The organism is Halolactibacillus miurensis (assembly GCF_900116255.1).
GTDB lineage: Bacteria > Bacillota > Bacilli > Bacillales > Amphibacillaceae > Halolactibacillus > Halolactibacillus miurensis.
In genome coordinates this window covers 215,956-232,003 of sequence record NZ_FPAI01000001.1, presented here as the reverse complement: position 1 = coordinate 232,003, position 16,048 = coordinate 215,956, and the positions used below count along the sequence as shown (strand labels likewise).

Below are 16,048 nucleotides of genomic sequence, written 5' to 3'. Positions count from 1 at the left end.
TATATTCATTCAAATTCTAATGATGCGTGTATGAAAAGACATACACGCATCTGTTTTATTTCTTATATTTCAAACCATTGATAGCCCATTGGTGCGAGCGTAACATCGATAACCATACCATTCGGCTTCGTCACTTGCGTCACTTGTTCTTCATAAGCGTTATTAATAACGACAAAGGTACCCGATTCTGGATAAGCGGCACATTCCGTATAAATATTCGTCGTATGCCACTCATGGAAGACGTCTTCTTTAGAAGCCGCCCAGTATAAGGCACGTTTTAATAACCGGGCATTTTCTGGTGAATAAGGTAAGCCTGCTAAATATACCGCTCGTCCGTCACCAAATGTATTGGTCGCTAACTTAATATCATCTGCCTCAATATCTAGTACGGTAGCTGATTTTGATGTTTGATACACGTAGCGTGTACTTTCACCGTAATTAATCGCCTCGTGTTGATCTTGTAAAATAAAGTGATCAGGTGTTCGTTGGTCATTATACTTATCTTTACTCAAGCTAAAGCCGATTTCTTTTTGAACACCGAGCACATCTGGTAACTGGAAGAACGCGCCTTGATGTTCATATGACGTCGGTTCTCCCACACCGATAAAACCACCGCCACATTGGACGAAAGCCCGGATTTTCTCGACAACTTCTGGGTCTTTCCAGTAATCGTCACCAACCCAAGACGTACGCGCTTCACCGGCATTAATGATAACGCCAATGTCATCTGAAATACCGTCTGCTTTAATATCTTCAAAGCTAATAAATTCTACTTCAAACGGTAGGCCGCTTAGCGCTTCTAAAATGCCGTAATAAGAATAACATTGTTTATACCAAATAGCGTGGTGTACATGGTGACTCATCCATTTCCGTTGACCACCCCAACTGTTTAATATCGCTACTTTAAACGGTGCAACATAAGGATCGGCCTCTTTCACATGATCATGCATATCTCTAAATTCATCCGTAATTTCTTCCACGCGATCAACAAAGTCTGGGAAATCTAAAGCAAGTGATAAATAACCACCATAACCCATCCGTTGAATCGGTTTTCTCAAAATCGCACGTCTTGATTGAAGCCAGTTCTGATTCGCTTCAATGACTGGATTGTTATGTTCGTTAAAGGTATCTGGGAAGAAGTAAGGTAAAAAGCGTCCTTCATGATAGTCAACATGTGGGATATCGGCAATCATCCGTAACGTCGTCCCGTCACCAACGGAACCCACAACCGCATCTAAGCCGATGTTCTTAAAGTACTTTCCGTATGGTTCTGTACCAGCCCAGTGGTCACCTAAAAACATCATCGCTTCTTTCCCATAGCTATGAATAATATCCACACACTCTTTGGCTAATTCACTAACAAACTTCGACTGAAAATCAATCCAATCTAGGAAGGCTTTTTTAGGCATCCGAAACGGTGAGTTATAATAACCTTGGTCAACAAAGTCTTCCGCGGTTAGTTTATAGCCTTTTTCTTTTTCAAAAGCTTCAAGCGCTTTAGGACTAACCGTTGCTCCGTAACCAAACCAATCGACATATTTTTCTTCTCGTACATCGTTAAATACGAGAGTAAAGTTATAAAAGAACGTGGTGATTCTCACAACATCTGTATCAGGATGCTCATCTAACCATGTCCGTAATCTCTCTAAAATATAGTGTCGTGTTTTTGGGTAACGAGGGTCGTACGGCATTTGATGCTCGGTTGTCCAGTCATTGGTAATGTGATTGTACATATGAACGGGATCCCAAATTTGGTAGACCAATACGTTAACCGTATAACGGTGCCATAATTTTGCGTCTGTGACTTTTACTTCTTCTGTCTCTTCTAAGTACTCCCACTGATCGGTTGAGACGACTTCTCCCGTTGTCCGATCAATGACTTGCCACCACTTTTTCGGATCATTGTCCGTATCCGGTTTTAATTGATCTTTAAAATAACCTGCTAATATTGGTATCGTTATCTCTTCTTCTGTTGCGGTAACGGGTTCTGACATTATGAACATATGCTGAAGTTCATCTAGATTTTCTTTCGCAAAATCTTGGTCTCCTCGCGTAAAGAAATATTTTGAGTAAACCTTATCTGCTTCTTTTTTTATTACGTCAGGAATCTTCGTTCCATCTGAATCCCTCACGGCATCAGCGCCCCAGCGCTTCACAATTTTTTTAATCTCTTCATCCATACCTTCTTGTGCCGGTAAGGTCACACGTCCTTTAGTCATGTTTCTTCTTCCTCTCCTACTTTAGATTCCGTTACTATTATCAAATACCATTAATCCAGCTCCGATAATGCCTTGATTTGAACCAAGTTGACTGACGTAGAGTTGATCCAACAAATGTTTTTGCTCTTCTAACATATCTATTTGAAGACGCTGTTTTAACAAATCTAAAATAACGGGATTATACATCGCCACACTGCCGCCAAAAACGATGCGATGGGGGTCTAGTAGGCTATTAATCATATAAATCCCTTGCGCCAAATGATCAATAAATTGGTTCACGAGTTGTTTTGCCTCTGGTTGTCCTTCATAGTAATGTTTAAAGAGCGTTTTTGCTTCTGCTGATTCATCCACACATATTTTCTTTGCTTTTTGACTTAAAGCAGGACCAGCTGCGACTTTTTCTAGTGGGGCTCTGCCATGATCGGTACAAATAGGAATGAGGCCAATCTCACCTGCAAAGCCTGCGCCACGGATAAAACTTCCAGCATCGATAATCGCACTCGAAATACCGGTACTCACTGTAACATATACCATCAATTCATCGATTAATTGATTATCTTTCCATTCAGCATACGCTGCCATATAGACATCGTTATCAATCACAATGTGATCGATATCTAAGACTTCCTTTAACCTGTCCACTACCGGGAAGTTTTTCCACGGGATATTATTTTGGAACACGGCGATGCCATTGTCACGATCGACTTTACCTGGAACACCGACACCAATGCCTTTCAATTGTTCTTTCGGTAGACTACTACTACTTAAAAGTTCTTCAATACAATCAATCACACATTGAAACATTGTCTCTCTTGTTTCTGTTTGACTGGGTGCCATTTTCTGATCAATGACATCGCCATTTTCATTAATTAAACCGCAAGCGACTTTCGTTCCGCCTATATCAACACCAATAGAATAATTCACCTGTCATCCCCCCACCTATATTTTTATAAATATTTCCGGTTGTAATTCCACAATAAAACTAAGAGACCTGTTAAACCGACGAGTTGCATCAGTAAATACATGTGTCCGATTGTTCTTTGTCCGATAATCACCATAGCGATAAAAACGACAAAGAGAACCGCTTTTATAGCTAGAAATATTTTTGTTTTATTTTCCTCCATATGTGATACACTCCTCTTCTTTAAGCGACTATTATCCTTTGACACCACCGACAGTCATACCTTGCGTGAGACGCTTTTGAACGATAATATATAAAATCAAGGTTGGTAACATAACAATGACCATACCGGCATACATCGGTCCGTAATTAACCGCTGCCCGGTCGGCTGCAAGTAAGTTTAATAGCCCCACTGGTAATGTTTTTTTGTCTCCCGGAATTAATGTAAGTGCTAAAATATATTCGTTCCAAAATAGTAAGAAGTTAAAGAGGATCACAATGATAATACTTGGCTTAGCCATCGGTAACATAATTGAAAACATCGTTCTAAAATAACCGGCTCCGTCAATATTCGCTGCCTCTTCAAAGTCAGAAGGTAACGTTTCAAAATAACTCGATAATAAAAAGATGGTAAAAGGTAACGCTGTTACCGCATAAATAAGTGCTAAAACGACCAGGTTGTTAAGGAAAAAGCCCTCATCAAATAGTGTTCGCAGTGATTGATCCCAGCCTAGTAGCATTAAAAAGATCGGCACCGTGATATAACTAACATTAATAAATAAGCCTGCTTTCACAAAACCGTTAATAAATTTACTACCGACAAACTTAAAGCGTGATAATACATATGCGGCTGGTAAAGAGAGCACGAGTAAAAACACAAGGGCTAAACTTGTTACCACAATGGAATTTAAAAAGTAATCGCCCATACCGGCTTCTACAAACGCTTCTCTAAAGTTTTCAAAATGAAACCCGTTTGGTAGGGCCCACGGACTGCCATAGAATTCTTGATTTTCTTTTATCGATGCCATAAACACCCACGCAACCGGGATAATAATAACGATTGCCAGTGTGATTAACGCGACATAAATAAAAATTTTATATAACGTATCTGTATTTAGTCGTTTTTCCTGTTTCATCAGTGATCCCTCCCTTAAAACTCAAGTACTTCTCGTTTAGTAATGCGACTAACGACAGCTGCAAGTACGAAAGAGAACGTAAAGACAACAACACCAATCGCCATACCATAGCCATAGGTTGAATTACTATAAGCTTGTGAGTACATGTAGGATAAGAAAACCTCTGTTGAACCGTCTGGTCCACCACCAGTCATAGCCGTTACAAGTAAAAAGCTTAAGTTAATCGTACTAATAATATAGAACGTTAACGTTGTTCTTAAGTTATTCCAAATAAGTGGTAGCGTAATGGCAGAAAACTGTTTAAACTTACCCGCTCCTTCAATCGAAGCTGCTTCATAGTAACTTTCCGGTATACTGGCCATCCCTGACATATACATCACCATATAGTAACCAATCGCTTGCCATACAAGCGCGCCAACTAAACTATAGATGATGATGTCTTGATCGCCTAACCACTGTTGTTGCCACTGATCTAGTTTGAATAGACCAAGTACACTATTAAGTAAACCTGTTCTCGGGTTATAAATCGCTGAAAAGATACCTGCGATAATAACGACAGATAGAATATTTGGAATGTAAAAAATAATTCTAAAGAAATTCGTCGCAAAGATTTTTTCTTTTGTTAGTACTGACGCAAAAAATACAGCAATCACAATCGTAATAACCGCCACTAAAACAATTAATAAGACGGAGTTTTGAAATGATTGGATGAAATTCATATCATTCCAAAGCACTTTAAAATTATCAAAACCTATAAAGGTTTTATTACCGGATAATCCTCCCCAGTTATATAAGGACATCCGAAATACCTCAAAGGTTGGAACGACCATAAATAATGAAAACAGCACTAAAGCTGGGGTAATACATGTAAAAATAAAGATATTTCTTGATCGGTTTCTATTCATTGGATTCACCTCATTCATAAAGATTGGGCGGACAAGGCCGCCCAGTCTTTTTGATTAGATTTGTTAATTCATTGCGGGACGTAAGCTATCATTGGCACTTTCTAGTGAATTGATCCACTCTTCGACTGTGACACGTCCACTCATCACACTGTCAATTTTCACATATAACTCATCGCCAATATTGACACCCGGTACAGGTTCCGTTGAGGCGAAGGTTCCCATCGCTGGAAGTACATCATTTGAATAGATACTATAGAAGAACGCTTGCTCGTCATCCATCATATTCACAATGCCTTCAATTGGTTGAGCCGCACCAGCTGCTAAGAAAATTTCAGCTGCTTGATCTGAATAAAGGAAGCTAATAAATTCTTTACCGCCTTCGACGTTCTCAGCTTGTGATGGCACCCAAATTTGTTCAAAGAAAGTGAACGCGTAGCGCGTATCTCCTTCTTCAAAGGCAGGTACTGGCATCATGCCCCATTCAAAGCCATCCGCGCGAGGTGCTTCTGCCATTTCTCCAACAACCCATGTACCGTTTGGCATAAAGATCGCTTCATTATCTAGTACCAGTTGCTGATTTCGTACGAAATCATTCGGATTCGCATTCGCCACTGTATCAGGATGTGTATAATCAGCTAGTTTTGCGATGGTTTCTAATACACGTGACGCTTCTTCTGACTCCCAAATACCTTCTTCGTACGTCATTGCCGCATTAAATAAATCGACGTCACCTGAAGCATACAACATGGATCGAAGTAACGTATCAAAGTAACCCGCTACAGAGTAAGTGAATAGGTAAATATCTTCTTCTAACGCTTTCTCACCTAATTCAAACATCTCATCCCACGTTGTTGGTGCTTCCCAGCCATACTCTTCTAAAAGTTGCGCATTATAGAAAAGACCGGTTGGACTATAGAACATTGGCGCTAAATAAGTTTCATCATCCGCATACGGATTCGTTGCTAATGTATCTGTGAAACCGTCAAGTAATTTGTCTTCTACTGTGACTTGTTCACCGAAGACGTTCATCGCCAACATGTCATCTAATGACGCTAACGCATTTTCTTTAATCATTGTTTCGGTTAAACCTTCTTCACGATCGGTCGCAAGTAAGAATACATCTGGATATTCGCCTGCTTGCATATTCGGTCGCATAACTTCTTCGATATTGCGTTCAATCGTTAAATCAACGGTCACATTACCGTGCGCTTCTTCATACGCAGCGATAATATTCTCCCATACTTCGACGCCATAAGCAGATTCTAGCGCTGCCACGTGAAGTGTTTCTGGTTCTGCTGGTTCTTCCGTATCTCCACTCGGTTCTTCTGTATTATCATCCCCCGTTGTATCTCCACCTGTATCAGTGTCTTCACTACTGTCACCGCATGCGACTAAACCTACGAGCAACATAAACATCAACGCTAAAAGAATGTGTTTCAATTTCATTTCATCTACCTCCTTGGTATGTTATATCTTTATGATACGTTTTTTGATAACGCTTCCACAATAAACATCTTGTTAGTTTTTTTAGGATTATTGCTTTTTTGCATTTTAGTTGTAAAAAGAACGAAAAAGCGTTAAGGTATTCATAGAAAAGTATAGTTGTTATAACCAATTTTTTCATGAGGTGATTACTATGGCACATGATTTTTATCAATTAATGAACAATAAAAAGGAAGCGTTATCATTTAAACTTCTTTACATTACCCACTCAGAATACGATAAGAACTGGCACAGTTTAACCCATACCCACCACTTTACTGAGTTATTTTATATCGTCAGCGGTAAAGGATCCTTCGTCTTACCGACACATGAAATATCGGTGCAGAAAAATGATTTGATCGTGATTAACCCTAACGTTGAACATACCGAACGTTCTAATTTCAAAGACTCATTAGAATATATTGCTTTAGGCATTGAGGGCATTGCCTTTACCTTAACCGATAATGACCCCTATGGGTTATTTACGTATCAAGATGATCAAGACGATATTCTGTACCAACTAAAAAAATTGCTCTATGAAGTTGAAAAAAAAGACGTACGCTATGAGCACGTCTGCCAAAACATCATTGAAATTCTCATTGTTAAATTACTCCGATCTAAAAAACTATCGATTGAAAAAAGTGAAGCGAAACAACTTAGTCATGCAATTGCCTTAGCCAAATACTACATGACACAAAACTTTCATGATCCGATTACGCTCGATATCTTAGCACGTATTAGTAATATTAATAAGTATTACCTTGTGCATTTGTTCAAAGAAGAGCTTGGGATGACACCAATTGCTTACCTTAATAACTTGCGGATAAACGAAGCAAAACATCTATTAGCGACAACAACGATGACTGTGGGTGAAATTTCACATATTACCGGGTTCTCATCGCAGTCTTTTTTCACGCAAGCATTTAAGCGCGAAACAAGCATGACGCCTTCGTCTTATCGCCAGCAACAATTTGAACTAACTGAGAGCCATTAGCCAACAACAGGCGAGTCGCTTGTATCAAGAAATACGTACACGCTTTAGTTTACGTATATAAATTAAACAACCCTTAGCGATACACGCATCACTAAAGGTTGTTTTTTCATCTATAGTGACTAGAATACACGGACAAATCGTTCACATACGACAGGGATCTTTTCGTGAAATGTCTGATTGATCTCTTCAAGTTCTTGTTTAAAGAATGTCTCATGAACATCTCGCCAATATGCTAGACTCCTATCTCCTTCGCCCTCTAAGAATGCATGGGCGGCAGTGACTTCATCGAATGGACAAATCTCTACACGCGTTGTTTCAATAATTGCGACCGCTTTTCCGTCACCATCTAAGATGACACTATAGTCACCGACTTTCGGTAATGGCTCATTCTCCACTTCATACAGGGCAAAGTTTGAGGCAGTCGCTGTCTTGATTCCTTTTATGACTAAGTCACTTAATTCATCTGCCACCTCTTTTCCGTACCCGAACGCCCAAGCTTGGTAATCATCTTTTACGATTGGGTGCTTGACTTTAAATTGATTCCATAAACTAACGACTGAATGTTGATCCATGATCTTTCACCCTTTCTTATACTTTTATGACTTTTTATCATGTATCCTTAAGACTTTAGAGACTTCAACAGATGTATAACCTCGTTCTTCAAGGTAGGGTAACACAAGTTCCAATGCTTCAATCGTTGTCGCATGAATATCATGCATCAATATAATGGCTCCTGGTTTTAAGTTTTCTTTCACTTCTGCCAAAATCGCATCGGGATCTTTCGTTTTCCAATCCAATGTGTCAATCGTCCATAACACTGTTGGCACATCGACGTATTGTTCCACACGAGTGTTTGTCGACCCATACGGGGGTCTAAAGACGGTGGACGCCTGACCATTAATGTTCAGCAAAGCTTGATCCACGCGATTGACTTCTTCTTGAATAGCCGCATCACTAATCTTAGTTAGTTGCTTATGATTCCATGTATGGTTACCTATTTCATGTCCGCGCTTAAAAACTTCTTGAACAAGGTCTGGATAGAAGTCAATGCGACTGCCTAGCATGAAAAATGTGGCTGTCATGTCATACTTCTCTAATAGTTGTAGGGCCTTTAATGTATTCTCTGGATGTGGCCCATCATCAAAGGTCAAGGCTACTACTTTTGTTTCTTGTGAGTTTTCTTCATCGTCATGATCATCAATGTCTGTTTGTTCCTCATCAGGGGCACCGGATGTTGTGTCACCAGTTGATATGTCGTTTTCTATTTCAATATTTAATCGCGCGCGCCAGTCCTCTTTTAAGAAAGTATGAAAGTCAGATAGCGGTAAAGCTATCTCCGGAGAACCCGCTGCTCCTGCAGTTACCTCGTACTTATCAAACGTGAACATAAGCGCATCTTCTGTCACATATAGATTTGACAAATCCGTCTCTTGTTTCCACTCTAGCAACGCTTCTTCAAAAAACATATCTTGATAATCTGGTGACGATTCAAAAGCTTTTTTTAGCTGTTGATGCACGTCGTCATACATTTCCGTCGACTCTTCAAATAGGGTCTGAGCAGAGATCGTGGCATTTTTCTGTAAATCTACCATAAACACCTTTGAAGACTGACGGCCATTTGCCCCAGCAACATAACTTTCTGCATTAAATACAAACGAATATAACGTTTCATTCACTTGGTATATATCGAATGTAAGATAAAAGTTTGCTTGCCATTGTCTTTCTTCTAAGTAAGGCTGGTTTTGTTTCACTTCTTCTAAGAATTCCTCTTGTTTTTGATTGACATACGTCAGAATCTGTTCAGTTAATGGCTCATCTTCAAATACCGGACGGTGAATCGCCATATGATAGTTTGGGTCTTCTATTACTTCTGTACCAATATTGATGCCGGGATAATGTGATTGTGTCACTTCCTCGGTTGCTTTCACTTGTTTGTCTGTGTCACTTTCGGTCACTATTAAAGAGAACGTTAACCCCACTAATAGTAACAATAAAAAAACTAATGTTGCATAAACCTTCTGGATGACTGTCATGTAAACCCCTCTTTAATCTGCTAATCTATATATCACTCATTAAACTATCTTAGCAAATAATAGAAAGAACCACGATACATCCTTATTACTAATTTTAAAGTGAATAATATAAGTTTCTCAATTGATCATTGCGTTTCTTGCATCAACTTAGCTAGAATGGCCTTCAATTGATGATACTCTTCTTCTGATAGTTTCGTTCCTTCTATAAATTTCATCGGGATTTCTTCCGCTAGATGTTCTTTTTCTTTTCCTAAGGCGGTTAATTCAACTTCTACTACTCGTTCATCTTCCGTTGAACGTCGACGTGTTAAGATACCGCGCTCTTCCATACGCTTAAGCATGGGTGTAAGCGTACCAGAATCTAAGTATAACCGTTTGCCTAATGCTTTTACTGTAATCATTCCTTCTTCCCATAAGACAAGAAGAACTAAGTATTGAGGGTATGTCACATCAAGTTCTTTTAATAACGGTTGATAACGCTTCGTCATCTCACGTGTCGCCGCATAAAGCGGAAAACATATTTGATTATCTAATTTTAATTGGTCTTTAGCCATATCAATCACCTCTTCAATAAATAGTTTATCACACACTTCAGGATTCATTGTATAATAGAAAGTCTTCAACTATTATATTTTTTTGTTAATAGCACGTAAACACGCTTCACATTGATTGTATTTTTCCGATACTACTAGTGGTATCAATTAAACAATTAAGTTACCTAATTAATACAATAGGTAGATAGACAGGAGGACATATTTATGCATACGATTCAAGATCTACAATACAAAGACCTCACTCAGAAAAACTTACTGGCCATCTTAGCTTTTTCATTTTCACTCGTGAGTGGCGGAGTCATTGCCCTTTTAGATGGTTTGATGATGAAAGGCTTGCTTTATGTTAGTGAGATTATTCTCTTATGGGTAAGTTTTTTCTTATTACGTTACCTATTTAAGAAACCCATGATATTCCCATACATTCTCGTCACGTCAGGTTATCTATTTACCATGACAGGTGCTTATTTATTCGGTAGCAGCTTATCGATTACGCTAATCTTTTTCTTCTTACTGTTCCTATCGACGCTTTATTTACGAAAAGTAATTTTTATCATTGGCAGTGTACTCGGACTCCTTGGTATTTATATTAATACAATCGCTGCACCAGATGCGTTAGTCATCTTGACTGATAACTTAACATTTACGATAGCTACATACTTTTTAGCGGGAATTGTTGCGTTTTTACTTATTGTTCTAAACAATAAGCAACAAAAAACATTGGAACAGATTCTCATTGAGAGTGAGGAAGCAAAAAATACTGAAGTTCATCAACACCAACAATTAGAATCCCACGTTGAAACCATTGTGAGTGCATTAACAACGATGAACGAACATATTCATAGTAACCTTGATTCGCAAGGAGAAATGGCGATGGCGATTCAAGAACTCGCTGAAGGTAGTGCCGATCAATCCGAGAAAATCTCTGATATTGATGCCTACCAAAAAGAAACGATGCGTGAAACACAAGCGATGTTAACAGAAACCGATACGTTGGAATCTCTGGTGAAGTCGTCGACTGAAACAGCGAATGAAGGCAATCAATTACTTGATAGCTTGGTCAATAATACGAAACAATTACTCGGTTACTTTAAAGAGATGAATGAAGCGTTTAACCTCCTCTCGATAAAAATTAAAGAAACGAATAGTTTTTCAGATAGTATTATCGATATTAGTGAACAAACGAACCTCTTGGCTTTAAATGCCTCTATTGAGGCCGCCCGAGCGGGCGAAGCGGGTAAAGGCTTTGCGGTTGTGGCTGATGAAATTAGAAAGCTTGCTGAAAACAGTAACCATGCGGCCGAAAATATTACCGCAAACTTAAAAGAAGTGAACGACACACACGAGTTCACTCTCGAAAAAATGACCCAAAACTTACAAATGAGTGAAGATAATTTAAAAAAAGCCACCGATGTAGACCAAGCTTTCACTAAGCTTGGTAGCTACTTAACCAACTTACGCGAACAATTTAGTGCTTTCCAAGTCATCGCAGAAAAAGTTGAAGGTAACACAAATCATGTCAGCGACCGCACAAGTGAACTCGCTGCTATCATTGAACAATCGTCTGCAAGTTTAGAAGAAATGAGCGCAACAGTTGAAACATTAAACAAGCAAAACAAAACGATTGCTGACGATATGAAACGCACGGAATCAGCAGCTAAACAGATTGTTTAATAATATAAGGTGCTCTCGCCTTATTAAAAATAGTTTTAACACTCTTTCCCGATCTCAAACGAGATCGGGATTTTTTAAGCGTTCAAGTTGCTTTCGTTAAATTAATTGTGTACAATTAATTTGTAAACAATTAAATTAGGAGGTTATTCATTATGGGACTACCACTTTATACCGCAAAATCAACCGCTTCAGGCGGCAGAAAAGGGGTTGTTAAAACATCTGATGGACAAATGGAACTCGCGTTATCATTACCTAAAGGCTTAGGTGGAAAAGAAGAAGCTGGGACAACGAATCCAGAACAACTCTTCTCCCTCGGTTATGCCGCTTGTTTTGACAGTGCACTGCAGCTCGTGGCAGGACAAGCAAAGAAACAAATCACATCAGAAGTGACCGCAGAAGTAAGTATTGAGAAGAAATTAAAAGGCTTTGGATTAAGCGTGAAACTGACCGCTGAAATGACCGGGGTTACCCAAGCAGAAGCTGAAGAGTTAATGGAAAAGGCGCATCAAGTGTGTCCTTACTCACGTGCAATCGATGGCAATGTACCGGTTAAGAAAAAAGCCATCGCTAAATAGTTAGGCTCACCCTTTAAATAATTCAGTCTAATCAAATCATTGTATAAAACATAAAACAGCCCACGCATTTATACTCCGCGTGGGCTGTTCGTCATTTTCTCTCATTATTTCGTTATGTTAAGTTTAACAACAGTTTAATATCCTCTTCTGAAAGGGATTGACTCGTTGTTTCGCCTGGTTGAATCACTGTATCAATCAATTCGCGTTTCTTCTCTTGAAGCTGATAAATCTTCTCTTCAATGGTCCCTTCAGCGATTAAGCGATGGACATGGACAACCTCTTTTTGACCCATTCGGTGGGCACGACCGGCCGCTTGTTCTTCGACAGCCGGGTTCCACCATAAGTCATACAGAATTACTGTATCTGCCCCGGTTAAATTTAGTCCGGTTCCGCCAGCTTTTAGTGAAATAAGGAAAATCGGTTTTTCTCCTTCGTTAAAACGCTCAGCCATTTCAACGCGCGCCTGACTTTTCGTTTGGCCATCAAGATAAAAGAAATCATAGCCTGCCTCAGTTAACTTTTCTGCCATCACTTTCAACATACTTGAAAACTGTGAGAAAATCAGTAGACGGTGATTATTGGCGAGTCCTGTTTCAATTAAATCTAAGAGTTGAAGTAACTTACCTGATTCGCCTTCATAGTTATCTAAAAACAACCCCGGATGACAACAAATTTGTCTCAGTCTTGTGAGTCCCGCTAAGATTTTCATTCGACTTTGTTGGAAACCTTCGGTTTTTAACTGCGCCGCTGTTTCTTCTTGAATCTTACTTAAGTAAGCTAAGTAGACTTTCTTCTGATCATCAGTGAGTTCTGAATACTGTAAGGAATCAACCCGGTCTGGGAGTTCTGTTAACACGTCCTGTTTAACCCGGCGTAAAATAAACGGCCGGACAATACGGGCAATTTTTTCTGGTGCGAGCTTTTTAAAGTCTTTTTTCGCCGGAAAAAGGCCTGGCATTAACACATGAAACAGTGACCATAACTCATCCAGTGAGTTTTCAATCGGTGTCCCACTTAAGGCAAAGCGTTTGCCAGCTTTTAGCGAACGAATAGCTTTGGATATTTTCGTCGCATTATTCTTAATCGCTTGTGCTTCATCTAAAAACAGAATCGGATACGTCTCTTGTTTTAACACATCAATTTCTTGACGGACCATCGGATACGATGTGATCCAGACATCTGGTGATGTTGTTTGCCACATAGCTTCGCGTTCATCTTTTGTCCCGTAGAACACTTTGACATGTAAAGATGGGGCAAACTTTTTAAATTCGCGCTCCCAGTTAAAAATAAGTGAGGCCGGTGCAACAATAAGGGCTGGTGATTGAAAAGTATGATCTTTTTCTTCCCATAACTTTAAGATGTAACTAATCGCTTGAACGGTTTTACCAAGACCCATATCATCTGCCAGTACCCCACCAAAACCGTAATGCGCGAGCGTATTAAACCACTGGAAACCATCAACTTGATAATCACGTAAAGTCGCTTCAATTCCTTCTGGTAACGATACTTCTCGCGTTTCTGGTTGTTTTAAGTCTCGTAAGAGACGCTTAAAGGCTTGTTTATAAGTGGCTTGATTGGATTCGCTCATCATGTCATCGATTTCCATACTGTGATAGAGCGGTAAATGGACATGTTCATTCGCAAGGTCATTCGCCTTGACATCAAAACGTTCAACGAACTGATTGATTGTTTGGAAAACGTCGGTATCAAGCGGCATAAATTGACCGTTTGCCAGGCGATGGAACTTTTTCTTCTCTCTCATTGACGTTAAGACACTACCAATCTCTTCAGATGGGATATGCGAAAAATCAAAGGCGATATCAAGTAATTGATTGTCATGGTCAACATCTGACGTCATCGTTGGGTAGTGACGTTCTTCAAGGAATAAGTTCTTTGCCTTCTCCCTCATAAAGATATCTAAGTACTCGCTTAAGATGGAGAGATGTTGATAAAAGAAGTTAAATTGATCGGCTTCTTCTAACAGGTAAAGGATGTCTTCATCTCGCACGAACTGCGCTTGGCCTAATAAATACATAATCTGTTGTTCTTTATTGGAATCTGTCACCAACAGTTTGTCTTCTACAGGACCTAAAAACGGGTTAAAGGTCGTTAAGCCATATTGGAACTCAAGCTTCGCCGTCAGTATGTGATTGTCATAATCGACATAAAGTTTTGCTTGTAATGGATGCTTTTCAATCTCATCTTTAATGGCTGGGTCAATGATGACCTCGCCAATTTTATCAAGCTCAGGGGCAACGTCTGATAAGAAATCCAGCATTTGTTCATGGTTGAAATAGAGCCTGTCCCCGCCTGAATCATGCATCAAACTGAAACATGTCCACACAACCGTTTCTTGTTCTTCCGCTAAAGTGTAAAACTTGTTGTCTTTATTTAGATACAGATAATTTTCTAGGAATTGATACGTTTCTAAGTTCTTAAATAGCAACACATAACGATCCTCTTTTTTAGACAGTTCAAATTTCAGTGGTGGCTTTTTATCCATCACCTTTAATACTTTTGTCGGCTTATAGGTCGTATCGTTAACGATTGTTGTCCGTTCTGCCAGTAAGGGTAATAAATCTCTTGCTGCTTTAGACGTTAACATAATCGCGCGAGCTTCATAATCAAACCGTCCGTCACCGAAACGTTTTTGTTCATTGATATAGGTTCTTAAGTATGAAAGAATCGTCTCATCTTCCGGTGTAAACGTATGGTTATCCGGTTCATAGCTAAATTTAGACGTAAAATTTAATGATTGATGCCGATCGATATGTTTTAACAATTGATCGATTGACTTCACAACATAGGCCCGTTTTTCACCAATTTTTAAATCAAGCATCATATGAAGACCGTTATAATAACTATGTTGAATACTGATAAAATACTCGACCGTTAAAGGCACTCGATCCGTTGACGCTGTCTGTTGAAATATTTGTTTTTGTCGCATCGCTTTTAAGTGATTAACAAAAACTTGACTCCATTCGGCTTCTTGTGACATCATTTGTCCTGGTTGCTTCATACCGTTATCTTCAAATTTTTCAACTAACTCAAGCATCACTGCCGCCACATGCTTACATGTTCCGTAATCACTAAAAGCCGGACAATCACAGTCATAATCTTTAAAAGGATGTTCCGTGTAAATGATCACATCATAATCAAACTTTGACCCCTCAACCGTTGCTTCCCATTGGTGCAGTTTTCGGTTACGCACGACATTATGGACACGAAAGTTATTATAATAATCATACCCCCTCTTGAAAAAAGTCGGGCTGAAATGCGCTTTTACCTCTTCATATGTGAATAATTGCATCGTTGTCACCTCTACCGTTATTTCCGTAAAAAATCTGTTTATAGTATAGCATAACTCCACTTTTTAAATAGAGACCAATTCAATAGTGGGGTGAAAAAGCATTTATATAATCTTACACTCTATCTATCATATTCATCAACCCTATACTATAATTATCAAGTACATAAACGTTGATATGACTGATATGCAACCGCTAGTTGACAAACTTCCAACTAGGGTTGGTAGTGATTCAAACCGGGTATTGCTATACTGAAAGCATCAAAAGATG

At 39.2% G+C, this 16,048-nt stretch carries 13 protein-coding genes; 3 read left to right on the top strand and 10 right to left on the bottom strand.

Translation table 11 applies throughout. The features are described from left to right. Positions 1-62 precede the first annotated feature (62 nt). The 6 genes from gnpA to BM390_RS00955 all read right to left on the bottom strand — a co-directional run bounded on the left by gnpA (position 63) and on the right by BM390_RS00955 (position 6,607). On the bottom strand, positions 63-2,219 hold the full coding sequence (gene gnpA / locus BM390_RS00975) for a 1,3-beta-galactosyl-N-acetylhexosamine phosphorylase (protein WP_062319459.1): 2,157 nt from the start codon (positions 2,217-2,219) through the stop codon (positions 63-65). 21 nt (positions 2,220-2,240) lie between these two features. Beyond that, positions 2,241-3,143: an ROK family protein gene (locus tag BM390_RS00970; RefSeq protein ID WP_089852719.1), complete on the bottom strand. Its 903-nt coding sequence runs from the start codon at positions 3,141-3,143 to the stop codon at positions 2,241-2,243. A 23-nt stretch (positions 3,144-3,166) separates the two neighbouring features. Next, a complete protein-coding gene (locus tag BM390_RS15350; protein WP_177220591.1) occupies positions 3,167-3,343 on the bottom strand; it encodes a DUF6903 family protein in 177 nt (58 codons plus the stop codon). Between the two features lie 31 nt (positions 3,344-3,374). Further along, positions 3,375-4,256, bottom strand: a complete 882-nt coding sequence (locus tag BM390_RS00965; RefSeq protein ID WP_089852718.1) for a carbohydrate ABC transporter permease — start codon at positions 4,254-4,256, stop codon at positions 3,375-3,377. A gap of 14 nt (positions 4,257-4,270) precedes the next feature. Then, on the bottom strand, positions 4,271-5,161 hold the full coding sequence (locus BM390_RS00960; protein WP_062319456.1) for a carbohydrate ABC transporter permease: 891 nt from the start codon (positions 5,159-5,161) through the stop codon (positions 4,271-4,273). A 63-nt stretch (positions 5,162-5,224) separates the two neighbouring features. Continuing rightward, on the bottom strand, positions 5,225-6,607 hold the full coding sequence (locus tag BM390_RS00955) for a carbohydrate ABC transporter substrate-binding protein (RefSeq protein WP_089852717.1): 1,383 nt from the start codon (positions 6,605-6,607) through the stop codon (positions 5,225-5,227). A gap of 190 nt (positions 6,608-6,797) precedes the next feature. Between BM390_RS00955 and BM390_RS00950 the strand changes: the two genes are divergently transcribed. After that, positions 6,798-7,637 carry an AraC family transcriptional regulator gene (locus BM390_RS00950; protein WP_089852716.1) on the top strand — a complete coding sequence of 280 codons (840 nt, stop codon included), beginning with the start codon at positions 6,798-6,800 and terminating at the stop codon, positions 7,635-7,637. A 119-nt stretch (positions 7,638-7,756) separates the two neighbouring features. On the opposite strand, the gene BM390_RS00945 is transcribed toward BM390_RS00950, so the two are convergent. From BM390_RS00945 to BM390_RS00935, 3 genes are all read right to left on the bottom strand, one after another. Continuing rightward, positions 7,757-8,209 (bottom strand): ASCH domain-containing protein, encoded by a 453-nt coding sequence (locus BM390_RS00945; RefSeq protein ID WP_062319451.1) that lies wholly within the window; start codon positions 8,207-8,209, stop codon positions 7,757-7,759. Positions 8,210-8,233: 24 nt separating this feature from the next. Next, positions 8,234-9,670, bottom strand: a complete 1,437-nt coding sequence (locus BM390_RS00940) for a polysaccharide deacetylase family protein (protein ID WP_089852715.1) — start codon at positions 9,668-9,670, stop codon at positions 8,234-8,236. Positions 9,671-9,795: 125 nt separating this feature from the next. After that, positions 9,796-10,224 (bottom strand): MarR family winged helix-turn-helix transcriptional regulator, encoded by a 429-nt coding sequence (locus BM390_RS00935; RefSeq protein ID WP_062319783.1) that lies wholly within the window; start codon positions 10,222-10,224, stop codon positions 9,796-9,798. Between the two features lie 204 nt (positions 10,225-10,428). Here BM390_RS00935 and BM390_RS00930 point away from each other — a divergent pair, with 204 nt between their 5' ends. Both BM390_RS00930 and BM390_RS00925 read left to right on the top strand, forming a co-directional pair. Next, the gene (locus BM390_RS00930) at positions 10,429-11,895 is read left to right on the top strand and encodes a methyl-accepting chemotaxis protein (protein WP_089852714.1); all 1,467 of its coding nucleotides are present in this window, start codon (positions 10,429-10,431) and stop codon (positions 11,893-11,895) included. 152 nt (positions 11,896-12,047) lie between these two features. Beyond that, positions 12,048-12,470, top strand: a complete 423-nt coding sequence (locus BM390_RS00925) for an organic hydroperoxide resistance protein (protein WP_062319441.1) — start codon at positions 12,048-12,050, stop codon at positions 12,468-12,470. 112 nt (positions 12,471-12,582) lie between these two features. Here the strand turns inward: BM390_RS00925 and BM390_RS00920 are convergent, their stop codons facing one another. Further along, entirely contained in the window at positions 12,583-15,780 is a 3,198-nt protein-coding gene (locus tag BM390_RS00920; RefSeq protein WP_089852713.1) for a DEAD/DEAH box helicase, read from the bottom strand. Positions 15,781-16,048 lie beyond the last annotated feature (268 nt).